The organism is Agrobacterium sp. CFBP 3001, from assembly GCF_027871605.1.
Classification (GTDB): Bacteria; Pseudomonadota; Alphaproteobacteria; order Rhizobiales; family Rhizobiaceae; genus Agrobacterium; species Agrobacterium leguminum.
This window is the reverse complement of the sequence record NZ_JAQAHD010000016.1, coordinates 49,370-65,869: the sequence shown is the minus strand read 5'-3', so window position 1 is coordinate 65,869 and position 16,500 is coordinate 49,370. Positions and strand designations below refer to the sequence as shown.

The 16,500-nt window shown below is 60.9% G+C and carries 14 protein-coding genes; 12 read left to right on the top strand and 2 right to left on the bottom strand.

What is annotated here, in order from left to right; genetic code table 11:
* Positions 1–2 precede the first annotated feature (2 nt).
* Positions 3–1,121, top strand: coding sequence for a mandelate racemase/muconate lactonizing enzyme family protein (locus PH605_RS18795; protein WP_142845703.1), 1,119 nt, complete (start codon positions 3–5; stop codon positions 1,119–1,121).
* Positions 1,122–1,307: 186 nt separating this feature from the next.
* On the opposite strand, the gene PH605_RS18790 is transcribed toward PH605_RS18795, so the two are convergent.
* Both PH605_RS18790 and PH605_RS18785 read right to left on the bottom strand, forming a co-directional pair.
* Entirely contained in the window at positions 1,308–2,330 is a 1,023-nt protein-coding gene (locus tag PH605_RS18790) for an LLM class flavin-dependent oxidoreductase (protein ID WP_065657344.1), read from the bottom strand.
* 135 nt (positions 2,331–2,465) lie between these two features.
* Positions 2,466–3,383 carry a LysR family transcriptional regulator gene (locus tag PH605_RS18785; RefSeq protein ID WP_065657343.1) on the bottom strand — a complete coding sequence of 306 codons (918 nt, stop codon included), beginning with the start codon at positions 3,381–3,383 and terminating at the stop codon, positions 2,466–2,468.
* A 232-nt stretch (positions 3,384–3,615) separates the two neighbouring features.
* On the opposite strand from PH605_RS18785, the gene PH605_RS18780 reads away from it, so the two are divergent.
* The 11 genes from PH605_RS18780 to PH605_RS18730 all read left to right on the top strand — a co-directional run bounded on the left by PH605_RS18780 (position 3,616) and on the right by PH605_RS18730 (position 16,466).
* Entirely contained in the window at positions 3,616–4,824 is a 1,209-nt protein-coding gene (locus PH605_RS18780) for an ABC transporter substrate-binding protein (RefSeq protein WP_065657342.1), read from the top strand.
* A gap of 25 nt (positions 4,825–4,849) precedes the next feature.
* Complete coding sequence (locus tag PH605_RS18775) at positions 4,850–5,635, top strand: ABC transporter ATP-binding protein (RefSeq protein WP_065657341.1); 786 nt, start codon at positions 4,850–4,852, stop codon at positions 5,633–5,635.
* Position 5,636: 1 nt separating this feature from the next.
* The gene (locus PH605_RS18770) at positions 5,637–6,338 is read left to right on the top strand and encodes an ABC transporter ATP-binding protein (RefSeq protein WP_065657340.1); all 702 of its coding nucleotides are present in this window, start codon (positions 5,637–5,639) and stop codon (positions 6,336–6,338) included.
* A gap of 2 nt (positions 6,339–6,340) precedes the next feature.
* Positions 6,341–7,228, top strand: a complete 888-nt coding sequence (locus PH605_RS18765; RefSeq protein WP_142845702.1) for a branched-chain amino acid ABC transporter permease — start codon at positions 6,341–6,343, stop codon at positions 7,226–7,228.
* Between the two features lies 1 nt (position 7,229).
* Complete coding sequence (locus PH605_RS18760; RefSeq protein ID WP_142845701.1) at positions 7,230–8,237, top strand: branched-chain amino acid ABC transporter permease; 1,008 nt, start codon at positions 7,230–7,232, stop codon at positions 8,235–8,237.
* 74 nt (positions 8,238–8,311) lie between these two features.
* Positions 8,312–9,907 (top strand): GMC family oxidoreductase, encoded by a 1,596-nt coding sequence (locus PH605_RS18755; protein WP_065657337.1) that lies wholly within the window; start codon positions 8,312–8,314, stop codon positions 9,905–9,907.
* Between the two features lie 13 nt (positions 9,908–9,920).
* Positions 9,921–10,805, top strand: coding sequence for a 3-hydroxyisobutyrate dehydrogenase (gene mmsB / locus PH605_RS18750; protein WP_142845700.1), 885 nt, complete (start codon positions 9,921–9,923; stop codon positions 10,803–10,805).
* Positions 10,802–12,757, top strand: coding sequence for an acetoacetate--CoA ligase (locus tag PH605_RS18745; protein WP_142845699.1), 1,956 nt, complete (start codon positions 10,802–10,804; stop codon positions 12,755–12,757). Before mmsB ends, PH605_RS18745 begins: the two co-directional genes overlap by 4 nt.
* A gap of 4 nt (positions 12,758–12,761) precedes the next feature.
* Positions 12,762–13,547 carry a 3-hydroxybutyrate dehydrogenase gene (locus PH605_RS18740; protein WP_078052642.1) on the top strand — a complete coding sequence of 262 codons (786 nt, stop codon included), beginning with the start codon at positions 12,762–12,764 and terminating at the stop codon, positions 13,545–13,547.
* Positions 13,548–13,684: 137 nt separating this feature from the next.
* A complete protein-coding gene (locus tag PH605_RS18735) occupies positions 13,685–14,026 on the top strand; it encodes a hypothetical protein (RefSeq protein ID WP_142845698.1) in 342 nt (113 codons plus the stop codon).
* Positions 14,027–14,129: 103 nt separating this feature from the next.
* Positions 14,130–16,466, top strand: coding sequence for a glucose/quinate/shikimate family membrane-bound PQQ-dependent dehydrogenase (locus PH605_RS18730; RefSeq protein ID WP_142845697.1), 2,337 nt, complete (start codon positions 14,130–14,132; stop codon positions 16,464–16,466).
* Positions 16,467–16,500: the final 34 nt, after the last annotated feature.

Genomic DNA, 16,500 nt, shown 5'->3' with positions numbered 1-16,500 from the left:
TCATGAAAATTACCGCCGTCGAACCTTTCATCCTGCACCTGCCGCTGACATCGGAATCCATTTCCGATTCCACCCACAGCATCACCCATTGGGGTGTCGTCGGTGCAAAGATCACCACCAGCGATGGCCTTGAGGGCTTTGGTTTTACCGGCACCCACGCGCATCTGCCGTCGGACAGGCTGATCACATCCTGCATCAGCGATTGTTACGCGCCCTTGCTGGTGGGGGAGGATGCGTCGGACCATTCGAGGCTGTGGACGAAACTGGCCCGTTATCCGGCGCTGCAATGGGTCGGCAGGGCGGGCATCACCCATCTGGCGCTGGCCGCAGTTGACGTTGCGCTGTGGGACCTGAAGGCGAAAAAGGCGGGCGTGCCGCTCTGGCACTATCTCGGCGGCGCGCGCACTGCGGCGGTGGAAGCCTATAATACCGATATCGGCTGGCTTTCCTTCACGCTGGAGGATTTGCTGACGGGTAGCGCGAGAGCGGTGGAGGAGGATGGGTTTACCCGGCTGAAGATCAAGGTCGGGCATGACGATCCGAATATCGATATTGCCCGCCTTGCAGCCGTGCGCAAGCGTGTCGGTTCGTCCATCCGCATCGCCATCGACGGCAACGGCAAGTGGGATTTGCCCACATGCCAGCGTTTCTGCGCGGCGGCGAAAGATCTGGACATTTACTGGTTCGAGGAGCCTCTCTGGTATGACGATGTGACGAGCCATGCGCGGCTGGCGCGCAATACGTCCATTCCGATTGCGCTCGGGGAGCAGCTTTACACGGTGGATGCGTTCCGCTCATTCATCGATGCCGGTGCGGTTGCCTATGTCCAGCCTGATGTGACCCGGCTTGGCGGCATCACCGAATATATTCAGGTTGCCGATCTCGCGCTCGCCCATCGCCTGCCCGTGGTGCCGCATGCCGGCGAGATGAGCCAGGTGCATGTGCATCTGAGCTACTGGCATCCGGCTTCAACCATTCTCGAATATATTCCCTGGATCAAGGATCACTTCGAAGAGCCGATCCATGTTCGGGACGGTGTCTACAAACGTCCGGAGCGCCCCGGCGCCAGCACGACGCCGCTGGCGGAAAGCTTCGCCCGTTATGGCAAGGCGGTGAAATGAGCAGCGGTATAAAGCCCGGATTTTAAGGGAGGGAAGCCCGTCCTCCGTCATGCCGGACTAGATCCGGCATCCAGCCACGGCGCGTCTGCGCCGTGAGAAGAGTCTTTCGCGATCAAAGACTTGATCGCGCTGGACCCCGGATCTAGTCCGGGGTGACGGAGTGTGGATGATGCAATTTTTCCAAATTTAGCGCCAGCCGAGAGCCGGCGCCACCTGCTTGAGGATCGTCTCGATCACATGGGCGTTGTAATCGACGCCCAGCTGGTTCGGCACGGTCAGGAGCAGCGTATCGGCCTCGGCGATGGCCTCGTCGGCTTTCAGCTGTTCGATCAGTTTTTCCGGCTCGGCGGCATAGCTGCGCCCGAAGATCGCGCGTGTCTTGTCGTCTATATAACCGATCTTGTCATCGCCTTCGTTGCCGTAACCGAAATAGGACCGGTCGCGGTCGTTGACGAGGGCGAAGATGCTGCGGCTGACCGATACACGCGGTTCGCGGGTGTGGTCCGCTTCCTTCCAGGCTTCCCGGAAGGTGCGGATCTGCTGCGCCTGCTGCACATGGAAAGGCTCGCCCGTTTCATCCGTCTTCAGCGTGGAGCTTTGCAGGTTCATGCCAAGCTTTGCCGCCCACACCGCCGTTGCATTGGAACTCGAACCCCACCAGATGCGCTCGCGCAGCCCTTCGGAATGCGGCTCCAGCCGCAAAAGGCCGGGCGGGTTCGGGAACATCGGGCGCGGATTCGGTTCGGCGAAACCTTCGCCTTTCAGAAGCTCGAGGAAGACTTCGGTGTGCTGACGCGCCATGTCTTCTTCGCTCTGGCCTTCGGCCGGGCGGTAACCGAAATAGCGCCAGCCATCGATCACCTGCTCCGGCGAGCCGCGGCTGATGCCGAGCTGCAGGCGTCCGCCGGCGATGAGGTCGGCCGAACCGGCGTCCTCCGCCATGTAGAACGGGTTTTCATAACGCATGTCGATGACGCCGGTGCCGATCTCGATCTTTTTCGTGCGCGCGCCGACGGCGGCCAGCAGCGGAAAGGGCGAGGCAAGCTGGCGGGCGAAATGGTGCACGCGGAAATAGGCGCCGTCGGCGCCCAGCTCTTCCGCCGCGACGGCGAGGTCTATCGATTGCAGCAGCGTATCGGCGGCCGAACGGGTCTGCGACTGAGGCGAGGGCGTCCAGTGGCCGAAGGACAGGAATCCGATCTTTTTCATGATGACCTTCCAGATGTCGGAGGATGCCGGTCTTCACAAACCGGCTTCGTTGTTGTCAGTCATATAGGCTGGCACGCGTATCCTCCAACCGGCCGGGCGTAGACACGGTGTCGCCGAAATGTGAACGATGGCTGTTCAGACCATCATCCGGCGGTCGAGGATGAAGAGTTTTTCATGCGCGCGCGCCGTGGTGAGAATGAAGTCCATCAGCGAGCGCACACGCGGCACATTGGCAAGGTCCTGATGGCTCGTCAGCCAGTAGCCGCGCCGCAGTTCCACTTCGCCGGCAAGCACCATCTGCAAATCCGGAAAGCGCGCGGCGATGAAATTCGGCAGGATGCACAGGCCCCGGCCGCTCAGCGTGGCAGTCAGCTGCGCGAAAATACTCGAGGACTGAAAGCCCGGACGCAGGCCGGGCAGCACATCGCGCATATAATCAAGGCCGGGTGAGAAGATCAGGTCCTGTACGTAACCGATGAAGAAGTGATCGAGCAGGTCCTCGCGCTTGGTGATTCTCGGCCGTCCGGCGAGATAGGAACGCGAGGCATAGATATGCAGCGTATAATCGATGATCTGTTCGTTGATATAGGGACCGGCCTTCGGCGGATCGAGCGTGACGGCGACATCCGCCTCCTTTCGGGAAAGCGCCATGATCTGCTGGATCGTCACCATTTCCACCATGATGTGGGGATGCGTGATGGCGAAGTCTTTCAGCCTTTCCACGAAGAAAAAATTGGAAAAACCTTCAGGCGCGCTAAGGCGCACCACGCCGCGCAGCAGGCTGCCGCTTTCGGAAATATCCGATTGCAGCCTTTCCGCTTCTGCCTCGATACGCTCGACCGTATCCACCAGCCGCCGCCCGACGGTCGTCAGTTCATAACCGCGCGGGTTTCGCTCGAACAGCTTGGTTTTAAGCGAGAATTCCAGCCGGTCGATATGGCGGGAGACGGTGGCGTGGCTGGTGCGCAGGCTTCGGGCTGCCGATGAGAGCTGTCCGGTGCGAGCCACGGCCAGAAAATATTGCAGGTCGTCCCAGGTGAAAGGGGTAGCCATATTTGTCTCCCATCAAGAGTTCTGTTCAAAAATGAACAGTTCCTGTTCGCAATTTGATGATGCCCCGCTCTTGTGTCAACGGCCGAATTCGAGAAGTCTAGGCTCAGGATGCATCGCTTTGAGGAGGGCGGTGTGACCGTTCAGGTGCAATGGCATGGAAGCCCGCAGGCGGTTTCGTTCACCGTTGCACAGACCCATCTGAGGCTCGCAATCATCTCTGGGAGGAGAAGTCATGCGTAAGAGTATCGTTTTATCCACGGCCATGGCGCTGGCCGCTGGCACCGCCGCTTATGCCGCCGAGATTTCGGACGGCAAGGTCAAGATCGGCATCTTGAACGACCAGTCGGGCGTCTACGCCAATTTCGGCGGCAAATACTCTTATGAAGCCGCGAAGATGGCGGTCGAGGATTTCGGCGGCAAGGTGCTCGATGCGCCGGTGGAAGTGGTGACCGCCGACCACCAGAACAAGGCGGACGTCGCCTCCAATATCGCCCGCCAATGGTACGATACCGAACAGGTCGATTCGATCATGGAACTGACCTCGTCGTCGGTCGGCCTTGCCGTGCAGGCGCTGTCCAAGGACAAGAAGAAGATCACCATCAATACGGGTGCGGCAACCACCGAGCTGACCGGCAAGCAGTGCAGCCCCTATGGTTTCCATTGGGCCTATGACACCTATTCGCTGGCGGTCGGCACCGGCGGCGCGCTCGTCAAGCAGGGCGGCGACAGCTGGTTCTTCCTGACCGCCGACTATGCCTTCGGTTATTCGCTGGAAGAAAACACGTCGAATTTCGTCAAGTCCAATGGCGGTAAGGTTCTGGGTTCCGTGCGCCATCCGCTTGCCACGACGGACTATTCCTCCTTCCTGCTGCAGGCGCAGTCCTCGGGCGCGAAGGTCATCGGTCTTGCCAATGCCGGTCTCGATACCTCCAACGCCATCAAGCAGGCGGCCGAATTCGGCATCGTCGCCGGCGGCCAGCGGCTTGCGGCGCTTCTCTTCACGCTTGCAGAAGTCCACGGCCTCGGTCTCGAAGCGGCTCAAGGCTTGACGCTGACGGAAGGTTTTTATTGGGACCGCGACGATGAATCGCGCAAGTTCGGCGAACGCTTCAAGGAACGCACCGGCGCCATGCCGAACATGGTGCATGCCGGCACCTATTCCGCCGTGCTGCACTACCTGAAGGCCATCGAAAAGGCCGGCGCAGACGATGCCGATGCCGTCGCCAAGGCCATGAAGGAAATGCCCGTCAACGACGTCTTTTCGAAGGACGGCCATGTGGCCGCCAACGGCCGCATGATCCACGACATGTATCTCATGGAAGTGAAGAAGCCGGACGAAAGCAAGCAGCCGTGGGATTATTACAAGGTACTTGCCACCATCCCCGGCAAGGAAGCCTTCATGGACCCCGCAAAGAGCGGTTGCCCGCTGGTAACGCAGTAAAGAAGAATAAAAAGGGGAAAGCTTGATGACGATCGCTCCCGCCCTTGCCGGGCAGGCCGAACCTCGCGTCGTTCTTTCGGCGCGCGGTCTCTCCAAGACCTTCGGCGCATTCGCGGCCGTGAAAAACGTCGATCTCGACGTCCACCATGCCCGCGTGCATGCGCTTATCGGTCCGAACGGTGCCGGCAAAACCACGGTCTTCAACCTGTTGACCAAGTTTCTCCAGCCGACAGGCGGGGCGATCACCTTCATGGGAACGGACATAACAAGGACGCCGCCGGACAAGGTGGCGCGTCTCGGCCTCGTCAGGTCTTTCCAGATATCGGCGGTGTTTCCGCATCTGACGGTTCTGGAAAATGTGCGGGTGGCGTTGCAGCGGCCGAACAGCCTTGCAACGCAGTTCTGGCTGCCGCTCTCCTCGCTCGACAGGCTGAACGCCCGCGCCGAGGAACTGATCGCCATGGTCGGCCTGACACGGGAAAAACATGCGCTTGCGGCTGATCTTTCTTACGGCCGCAAGCGGGTTCTCGAAATCGCCACCACGCTGGCGCTCGATCCGAAGGTTCTGCTGCTGGATGAACCGATGGCCGGCATGGGCGGCGAGGATGTCGCCCATGTCGCCGAACTCATCCGCGAGGTGGCAAAGACACGCGCGGTGCTGATGGTCGAACATAATCTGAAAGTCGTGGCCGATATCTGCCACCACGTCACGGTCTTGCAACGCGGTGAAATTCTGGCGGAGGGCGATTATGCCACCGTTGCCGCCGATCCGCGCGTGCGCACGGCCTATATGGGCACGGAGGAGGCTTGATATGGCGGCAATGCTCGAAGTCTCCAATCTGAAATCCTGGTATGGCGAAAGCCAGGCGCTGCACGGTGTCGATCTGACGGTCGGCGAGGGCGAAACCATCACCATTCTCGGCCGCAACGGTGTGGGCAAGACCACGACGCTGCGCACTATCATGGGCATCATCCGAAACCGCAAGGGCGTCATCAAGCTGGGCGGCAAGGATCTGATGCCGGTGCCGCTGCATCGCACGGCGAAATACGGCCTTGGTTTCGTGCCGGAAGAGCGCGGCATCTTCGCGACGCTGAGCGTCGAGGAGAACCTGAAGCTGCCGCCCGTCGTCGCATCCGGCGGCATGACGCTCGATGAAATATACGAGCTGTTTCCCAATCTTTACGAACGCCGCACCAGCCCCGGCACCAAGCTTTCCGGCGGCGAGCAGCAGATGCTGGCCATGGCGCGCATCCTGCGCACCGGGGTTAAGGTGCTGCTGCTTGACGAACCGACCGAAGGGCTTGCCCCGGTCATCGTGCAGCGCATCGGCGAGGTGCTGCAGAAACTGAAGAGCCGCGGCATGACCGTTGTTCTGGTCGAACAGAATTTCCGTTTTGCCAGCCGTATCGCCGACCGTTTCTACCTGATGGATCACGGCCAGATGGTCAGCAATTTTCCGGTCAGCGAGCTTTCCGGCCGCATGGGCGAGCTCAACAAGGTGCTGGGGGTTTAACGATGACGATGATCTTCGGCGTTCCAATTCAGGCATTGCTCGGGCAATTGCTGGTGGGCCTTATCAACGGGTCGTTTTATGCGCTGCTGTCGCTTGGCCTTGCCGTCATTTTCGGCCTGCTGCGCGTCATCAATTTTGCCCATGGCGCGCAATATATGCTCGGCGCTTTCGTCGCCTTCCTCGGCCTGCAATATTTCGGCATCAATTTCTGGGTGGCGCTCATCGTCACACCTTTCGTCGTGGCGCTGTTCGGTGCGATTGTCGAACGCTTCCTGCTGTCGCGGCTTTACGATCTCGATCCGCTTTATGGGCTACTCTTCACCTTCGGTCTCGCGCTGGTGGTGGAAGGCGCGTTCCGCTGGCTTTATGGCGCTGCTGGCCAGCCCTATTCCGTTCCGCCGCAGCTTGCCGGCGGCACCAATCTCGGCTTCATGTTCCTGCCGAATTACCGCGCTTTTGTCGTCGTCATTTCGCTCATCGTCTGCATCGCCACCTGGGCGTTGATCGAAAAGACCCGGCTTGGCTCCTATCTGCGCGCTGCGACGGAAAACCCGACGCTGGTGCAGGCTTTCGGCATCAACGTGCCTGTTCTCCTGACGCTGACCTACGCGCTGGGTGCCGGCCTTGCCGGTTTCACCGGGGTTCTCGCCGCGCCGATCTATCAGGTCTCGCCGCTGATGGGCACGAACCTCATCATCGTCGTCTTTGCCGTGGTCGTGGTCGGCGGCATGGGGTCGATCATGGGCGCCATCGTCACCGGTTACATGCTGGGCGTCGCAGAGGGCCTCACCAAAGTGTTCTACCCGGAAGCCTCCAACATCGTCATCTTCGTCATCATGGCCTTTGTGCTGCTCATCCGCCCCGCCGGACTTTTCGGAAAGGACGCCTGATATGTCCAAAGCCACCCATAGCCCCACCGCCGGAGCAATGCCGCAAACGGAGGTTTCGACGACTGCCGGCACCATCAAGACCGTGCTTATTCTTGCAGGGATTGCCGTCCTCATCGCCGCGCCGATGTTCGTTTATCCGATCTTTCTGATGAAGCTCCTGTGCTTTGCGCTGTTTGCCTGCGCCTTCAATCTGCTGATCGGTTACACGGGCCTACTCTCCTTCGGCCATGCGGCGTTTTTCGGCGGTGCAGCCTATTTCACCGCCTATTCGGTGAAGGAATGGGGCGTGACGCCGGAAATCGGCCTTGTCATCGGCATGGCGGGGGCGGCGCTGCTCGGTCTCGTCATCGGCTTCTTCGCCATTCGCCGCCAGGGCATCTATTTCGCCATGATTACGCTTGCGCTGTCGCAGATGTTTTATTTCTTCTGCCTTCAGGCGCCCTTCACCCATGGTGAGGATGGCTTGCAGGGCGTGCCGCGCGGCCATCTCTTCGGCCTTCTCGACCTCAATGCGCCACTCAACATCTATTACACGGTGCTTGTCGCCTTTGTGTTGGCGCTCCTTGTCATCTGGCGTTTCGTCAATTCGCCCTTCGGCATGATCCTGAAATCCATCCGCGAAAACGAGCAGCGCGCCATTTCGCTGGGCTACAGCGTCCAGCGCTACAAGCTCGGTGCTTTCGTGATGTCGGCGACGCTGGCCGGTCTTGCGGGTGGCCTCAAAGCGCTGGTCTTCCAGTTTGCGACGCTCACCGACGTCACCTGGCAGATGTCGGGCGAAGTGATCCTGATGACGCTGCTCGGCGGTATCGGCACCATGATTGGGCCGATCTTCGGTGCGGGTCTCGTCGTCACCCTGCAGAACTATCTCGCGACGTCCGATTTCCCGGTCACCATCATCACCGGCCTCGTCTTCATGGCCTGCGTTCTGGTGTTCCGGCGTGGTCTGATCGGCGAATTTTACGCGTCGCGGCTCGGGAGAAAACTCGGCTTTCAGCACCGTAGCTAGGCGTTTTTGAGAACACAGGAAAGGCCTCCTCCGCGTCCGGGACGACGCGGCAAGGGCGGCGCGTGGAGAAGAGCATGGGCGAATATGACTATATCGTCATCGGAGCGGGGAGTGCCGGATGCGTTCTCGCCAACCGCCTTTCGAAAGATCCGAACAACCGCGTGCTGCTGCTGGAAGCGGGCGGCAACGACAATTACCACTGGATCCATATTCCAGTCGGTTATCTCTATTGCATCAACAATCCGCGCACCGACTGGTGTTTCAAGACGGCGGAAGAGCCGGGGCTGAACGGCCGCTCGCTGATCTATCCGCGCGGAAAGGTGCTTGGCGGCTGCTCCTCCATCAACGGCATGATCTATATGCGCGGCCAGGCGCGGGACTACGACGTCTGGCGTCAACTCGGCTGCGAGGGCTGGGGGTGGAACGACATCCTGCCCTATTTCCTGAAATCGGAAGACTTTTATCGGGGAAAAAGCGATCTGCACTCCGCCGGCGGCGAGTGGCGCGTGGAAAAGGCGCGCGTGCGCTGGGATGTGCTGGATGCTTTCCAGAAGGCGGCGGGCGAAGCGGGCATTCCCGCAACCGACGATTTCAACCGGGGCGACAATGAGGGGGCAGGTTACTTCGATGTGAACCAGCGGTCTGGCTGGCGCTGGAATACGGCCAAGGCATTTCTGAAGCCGGCGCTTGGTCGCAAGAACCTCACGGTTCTGACCAAGGCCCATGTCAAGCGTCTCATCATCGAAGAAGGCCATGTTACGGGGGTGGAGTTCCACCATGACGGCGTCCTGAAAAAGATGCGGGCGCGGCGCGAGACGGTGCTTTCCGCGGGGGCAATCGGCTCGCCGCATGTTCTGGAGCTTTCCGGCGTCGGCCGTGGTGATGTGTTGCAGGCGGCCGGTATCGACACGGTGGCGGAGGTTCAGGGTGTGGGCGAGAACCTGCAGGACCATCTGCAACTGCGCATGGTCTACAAGGTCTCTGGCGTCCTGACGCTGAATGAAAGGGCCTCCACCCTGTTCGGCAAGGCGCGGATCGGTCTCGAATATGCGCTGACGCGCTCAGGGCCGATGTCGATGGCGCCGAGCCAGCTCGGTGTTTTCACTCGTTCTTCGCCGGAAAAGGAAACCGCCGATCTGGAATATCATGTCCAGCCGGTTTCGCTCGACAAGTTCGGCGATCCGGTTCACACTTTTCCGGCCATTACCGCAAGTGTCTGCAATCTGCGGCCGGAAAGCCGGGGCTCCGTGCATGTGAAAGGACCGGATTTCGCCATGCAGCCGGAAATCCGCCCGAACTATCTTTCCACCGAAGGCGACCGCCAGGTGGCCATCGACGCCATGCGGCTCACGCGCCGCATCGTCGCCCAACCGGCCTTCGCGCGCTTCAAGCCGCAGGAATACAAGCCGGGTCCCTCCTTCGAAAACGATAATGATCTTGCCAAGGCGGCGGGCGATATCGGCACCACCATCTTCCACCCCGTCGGCACGCTGCGCATGGGGTCGGATATGGAAAGCGTGGTCGATGCGCGGCTGAAATTCCGCAGGCTCGCCGGGCTGCGCGTCGCCGACGCATCGGTGATGCCGCGCATCACATCCGGAAATACCAATTCCCCGACGATCATGATTGCCGAAAAGGCCGCCGACATGATCCTTGCGGACAATCGCTGAAAGGAGCGCTCCGATGAAGACCGTCGCTTTTATCGGGCTAGGACATATGGGCCTGCCCATGGCCGCCAATCTCGTCAAGGCCGGATATGCCGTCAGGGGTCACGATCTTTCCGAAGCCTGCCGCGCGGCGGCGAGAGAGGCCGGTGTTCCCGTTGCTGCGGGTTCTGCCGAGGCTATCGAAGCCGCTGACGTCATCATCACCATGCTGCCGAAGGGCGAACATGTCGTTTCGGTCTATGGCGATCTGGTTCGGAAAATCCCTGCCGGAACGCTTCTCATCGACTGCTCGACGGTGGATATGGAAAGCGCGCTTAAGGCGCATGAGTTGGCCGCTTCTGCCGGCTGCCCCTCGGTCGATGCGCCCGTATCGGGCGGCACGGGCGGGGCGGCCGCCGGCACCCTGACCTTCATGTGCGGCGGCGAGGCTGCGGCCTTCTCTGCGGCAAGGCCGGTGCTGGAGGCGATGGGCAAGAAGATCGTGCATTGCGGCAAGGGCGGTAACGGCCAGGCGGCCAAGATCTGCAACAACATGATCCTCGGCATTTCCATGATCGCCGTTTCGGAAGCTTTTGTTCTGGGCGAAAAACTCGGGCTTTCGCATCAGGCGCTGTTCGACGTCGCCTCCACCTCTTCCGGGCAATGCTGGTCGCTCACCACCTATTGCCCGGTGCCGGGACCGGTGCCGACATCGCCCGCCAACAAGGATTACCAGCCCGGATTTGCGGCGGCCCTGATGTTGAAGGATCTGAAGCTTTCGCAGGAGGCCGCCAATGGAGCCGGGGCTTCCACCCCGCTCGGTGCGGCGGCGGCGGCGCTTTACGAGAACTTCGTCGATGAGGGGAGCGGCGGGCGCGATTTTTCCGCCATTGTCGAAATGCTGCGCGGGAGCGAAGCATGACGGACACCGCGCCTTCCGATATTTTGTGGGTGCCGCCGAGGGAAACGCTGGCGCGCTCGGCGCTTTTTTCCTTCGCAGAGAAAACTGCAAAACTGCACGGGGTGGCCGCCGATGATTATGCCGGCCTGTTGCGCTGGTCCATCGATGCGCCGGACGCCTTTTACGATGCTCTGTGGGATGAGCTCGGCATTATCGGCACACGTGGAGAAACGGCATTCAAAGCCGGTGCGACGATCCGAGATGTTGAGTTTTATCCCGGTGCCCTGCTCAACTATGCTGAAAACCTGCTGCGCGATGCCGACGCGCGGCTGGCCATCATCGCTCATCGCGACGATGGCACACGGCGTGAAATTACTCGCAGAGAGCTTTACGACGAAGTGTCCCGCATGGTGCAGGCGCTTGCCGATGCGGGTGTGAGCGAAGGCGACCGCGTCGGGGCCATCGTCACCCATGATATTGAGGCGATCGTGAGTTATCTGGCCGCGAGCGCCATCGGCGCGATCTGGTCGTCCTGCTCGCCGGATTTCGGGCCGGCGGGCGCCTCCGACCGCCTGTCGCAGATCGGTCCGAAAATCCTCATCGCCGTGCCGGAATATGGTTATGCCGGCAAGCGCATCGATGTCGGCCCGACCATTCGGGCGGTGGCGGAAAGTGCGGCTCCTGAAAAGATCGTGCTGATCGGCGATGCCGTGCCCGAAAACCTTGCCGATCTCGGCTGCGTGACGCTTACGGATTTCGTCGCGCCTTATGCGGCGGGTGAGATTGCGTTCAACCGTCTGCCCGTCAAGGCGCCGCTGGCGATCCTTTATTCGTCCGGCACCACCGGCAAGCCGAAATGCATCACCCATTCCGGCGGCGGTTTGCTTCTTCAGCACATGAAGGAGCTGAAGCTGCAATGCGATATTCAGGAAGGGGAGCGCTTCTTCTATTTCACCACCTGCGGCTGGATGATGTGGAACTGGCAGGTCTCCGGTCTGGCGCTCGGCGCTACGCTCGTCACCTATGACGGCAATCCCGGTTATCCCAACCCTGCGCGGCTAATCGACCTCATCGACGCCGAACGGATCGCCACTTTCGGCACGTCGGCGAAGTTTATCGACGCCTGCCTGAAGGCCGGGCTGAAGCCGCGTGAAAGCCACGATCTTTCATCGCTGCGGACCATTCTTTCCACCGGCTCGCCGCTCATCCCGCAATCCTTCGATTATATCTATCGCGACTGGAAGGCTGAGGTGCACCTCGCCTCGATCTCCGGCGGCACGGATATCTGCGCCTGTTTCCTTGGCGGCAACCCTTTGCAGCCGGTGCATCGCGGTGAATTGCAGGGTGCGATGCTGGGCATGGATATCGACATCCTGGACGATGAGGGCCGTTCCGTTCGAGGCGTCGCCGGCGAACTCGTCTGCCGCAATGCGCATCTGTCCCTGCCGGTGAAGTTCTGGGGCGATGAGGATGGTTCGCGCTATCAGGCCGCCTATTTCGACCGGTTTCCGGGCATCTGGGCGCATGGCGATTTCGCCGAAATGCGCCTCTCTGGCGGCTATGTCATCCATGGGCGTTCGGATACGACGCTCAATCCCGGCGGGGTGCGCATCGGGACTGCGGAAATCTACCGCCAGGTGGAAACCGTGCCCGAAGTCGAAGAGGCCATTGCCGTCGGGCAGGATATCGACGGCGACCAGCGGGTCATCCTCTTCCTGCGCATGAAGGGCGGCGCAGCGCTGACGGAAGAGCTGGAAAAGACTATCCGCAGCCGCATCCGTTCAGGCGCCACGCCGCGGCATGTGCCGGCAAGGATCATTGCCGTCAGCGCCATTCCCCGCACCCGTTCCGGCAAGATTTCCGAAATCGCGGTGCGCGACACCATTCATGGCCGGCCGGTGAAGAATGCCGATGCGCTCGCCAATCCCGAAGCGCTTGAACTTTTCCGCAACCTGCCGCAGCTGAAGGACTAGGCCGATGGAGGATCAACCGAAAACCGTGCTTGTCACGGGTTCCACCAGCGGCATCGGGCTTGCCATCGCCAAGCGATTCGCCGAGGCGGGGTATCTGGTCGGGGTGCATGGCATAGAGACGGCGGAGGAGGCGACGCAGGCGCTGGAGGCGGTCGCGAAGGTGGCGCGGCACAGGCCGGTCTATTTTGCCGCCAACCTCGCCAATTATGATGAAAGCGCGCATCTGCCGGAGACCGTCATCGCCGAACTCGGTCATATCGACGTCCTCGTCAACAATGCCGGCATTCAGAAGGTCGCGCCGATCGATGAGTTCGATTTCGCCGATTTCTCCCGCATCGTCGCCATCTCGCTCGACAGCGCGTTTCACACCATCCATGCGGCCCTGCCGGGCATGAAGGAAAGGGGCTGGGGCCGCATCGTCAACATCGCTTCCGCGCATGGCCTGCGCGCCTCGCCCTTCAAGGGGCCTTATGTCGCGACCAAACATGCGGTGGTGGGGCTGACGAAAAGCGTGGCGCTGGAAGTGGCCGAACTTGGCATCACCTGCAACGCCATCTGCCCCGGTTATGTCTGGACGCCGCTCGTCGCCGCCCAGGTGGCCGATCAGGCGCGCGTGCATGGCATGAGCGAGGAGGATGTGGTGAAGAAGGTGATGCTTGCGCCGCAGCCAACCAGACGGTTCGTGCAACCGGAAGAAGTGGCGGAAATGGCGCTTTATCTCGCGGGGGACATGGCCCGCTCCATCACCGGCACCACCATCTCGATCGATGGCGGCTGGACCGCGAAATAATCTTCGCATATCCGACGCTGCGCTGGCGCTTCGATACGCAGGCCGCTGGAATGGGGTTGAAACTAATCCTTTTCCGCGTCTGGAACAAAACCCTGACCCCAATGATTAGATCAACAGGGTTACAGGGAGTGAGAGACATGGCCAGAGAAAATACCAGCTATCTCGACGGTCGGGATGCGCCGAAAAGCGAAACGGCAACGCGCGCGCGGCAAGGATCGCGCGGACGTCCCGTGCTTGTCATTCTGATCGTCAGCGTGCTTCTTGCATTGGTGGTTTGGGCCGTTGTCGAATATTCGGTTTTCGAACCCGACGAGAACCTGCCGCAGAACCCGCAGACCGAGACTGCGCCCGTGCCGCAGCAGCCGTCGGGTTCCGGAAGCTTCGACAACAATCCGGCGAATGGCCGCCCCCAGCCGCCGTCATCGACAGAGACAAATCCCGCGCCGCAGGATTCGACCGGCGCGCCGCAGAACCCGTGACCACCATGGCGTGAAGTTTTTTCGCGCCGATGATGATTTTCATGGAACCAGATCGCGCCCGATTTCATTTCACGCGAAGTGACAGGAATCGGGGGTTTCATTCATGGCAGTCACCGTCACTGCAGTTGTTCTCACGCTGATCGGTCTTGCGCTGTTCGGTTTCGGCTCTCAGCTCGTCATGCTGGGCGGGAGCTTCTATTACGTGCTTTCCGGACTGGCTTTTCTGCTGACGGCCGTTCTGCTGTTCAAGCGCAATCGCGCAGCCCTTCACGTCTATGCCGTCTTCATTGTCGCGACGCTCGCCTGGGCCATATGGGAAGTCGGCTTCGACTGGTGGCAGCTTGGTCCGCGCGGCGGCATCATTATTCTCATCGGCCTCTGGCTTCTGGTCCCATGGGTCAGAAAGCCGCTCGGTTTTTCGAGCCCGACCGGGCTTAGCTACGGGCCGAATGCCTGGCCGCTTGCGCTGTCCGTCCTCGCCTCCATCGTCGTGGCCGGATATTCCATGGCACAGGATCCGCACGATACGGCCGGTTCCCTGCCTCAGGAAACGGCCTCTGCCACGCCCGCCTATGGCGGCAATGTGCCTGACGGTGACTGGCATCAATATGGCCGCACGCCCTATGGCCAGCGTTATTCGCCGCTCACCCAGGTCAATGTCGACAATGTCTCGCAGCTCAAGGAAGCCTGGCGTTACCAGACGGGCGATGTGAAGCTGCCTGATGATGTGGGGGAAACCACCTATCAGGTGACGCCGCTGAAGATCGGGAACACGCTTTATATCTGCACGCCGCATAATTGGGCGATCGCCATCGATGCCGCCACCGGCAAGGAAAAGTGGAAATACGACCCCAATATCGGTCTCAATCCGGATCGCCAGCACCAGACATGCCGCGGCGTTTCCTATTATGCCGAGCCGAATGCCACGCAGGGCACGGCCTGCGCCGAGCGCGTCTACCTGCCGACCTCGGATGCGCGGCTGATCGCGCTTGACGCCGCCACCGGTCAGGTCTGCACGTCCTTTGCCGATCAAGGTGTGCTGCATCTTGAGCAGGGCATGAAATACAATCCCGCCGGTTATTATTATTCGACCTCGCCGCCCGTCATCGTGGCGGGCAAGATCATCATCGGCGGCGCGGTGAACGACAACTATTCCACGCAGGAACAATCCGGCGTCATCCGCGCTTTCGATGTGAACAGCGGCGCGCTCGTCTGGAACTGGGATTCCGGCAACCCGGCGAAAACCGAACCGATTGCGGCGGGTGAAACCTACACCACCAATTCGCCCAACAGCTGGTCGGTCTTCAGTTACGATGAAGGCCTCGGCCTCGTTTATATCCCGCTCGGCAATCAGGTGCCGGATCAGCTCGGCATGGGCCGCAGCGAGAATGTGGAGAAATATTCCTCCTCCATCGTTGCGCTGGATATAAACACCGGCAAGGATCGCTGGGTGCGCCAGACGGTTCATCACGATCTCTGGGACATGGACGTGCCGGCCCAGCCGGTGCTGCTTGACATCACCAAGGACGGCCAGACCGTGCCGGCTCTCGTCGGCCCCACCAAGCAGGGCGATATCTACGTTCTCGACAGGCGCACCGGCGAGCCGCTTCTGCCGATCACCGAAGAACCCGCGCCGGGCGGCGCCATACCGGAGGACTTCACCTCTCCGACGCAGCCGACGACGGCCCTGTCCTTCAAGCCGGAGCCATTGCAGGAAAAGGACATGTGGGGCGTCTCCATGTTCGACCAGCTCGCCTGCCGCATCCGCTTCCATCAGCTGAACTACAAGGGTCGCTACACGCCGCCTTCGCTGACCGGCTCGATCATCTATCCCGGCAATTTCGGCACCTTCAATTGGGGCAGCGTGGCGGTCGATCCCGAGCGTCAGGTCATGTTCGGCATGCCGACCTATCTCGCCTTCACCTCGCAGCTCGTGCCGCGCGCCGACATTCCGCCGAAGGGTCAGGACGAAAAGGGAAGCGAACAGGGCCTCAACCGCAATGACGGCGCACCCTATGGCGTGTTCATGGGTCCGTTCCTCGGTCCGTTGCAGATTCCCTGCCAGGCCCCGCCATGGGGTTATGTCGCGGGTGCTGATCTGCGCACCGGCGATATCGCTTACAAACACAAGAACGGCACGGTCCATGACATGACGCCGCTGCCGCTGCCCTTCAAGGTGGGTGTGCCGGGCATTGGCGGGCCGATGATCACCAAGGGCGGCGTCGCCTTCCTCGGTGCTGCCGTCGACAACTACCTGCGCGCCTATGATCTGACCACCGGCAGGCAGCTTTGGGAAGCGCGCCTGCCGGCCGGCGGTCAGGCAACGCCGATGACCTATGCGCTGGATGGCGGCAAGCAATATGTGGTGATGGTTGCGGGTGGCCACGGCTCCGTCGGAACCAAACCGGGCGACTATGTGATCGCCTATACCCTGCCGTAATCTCTGCAGGTTTCAAGATACAAAAAAACCGGAA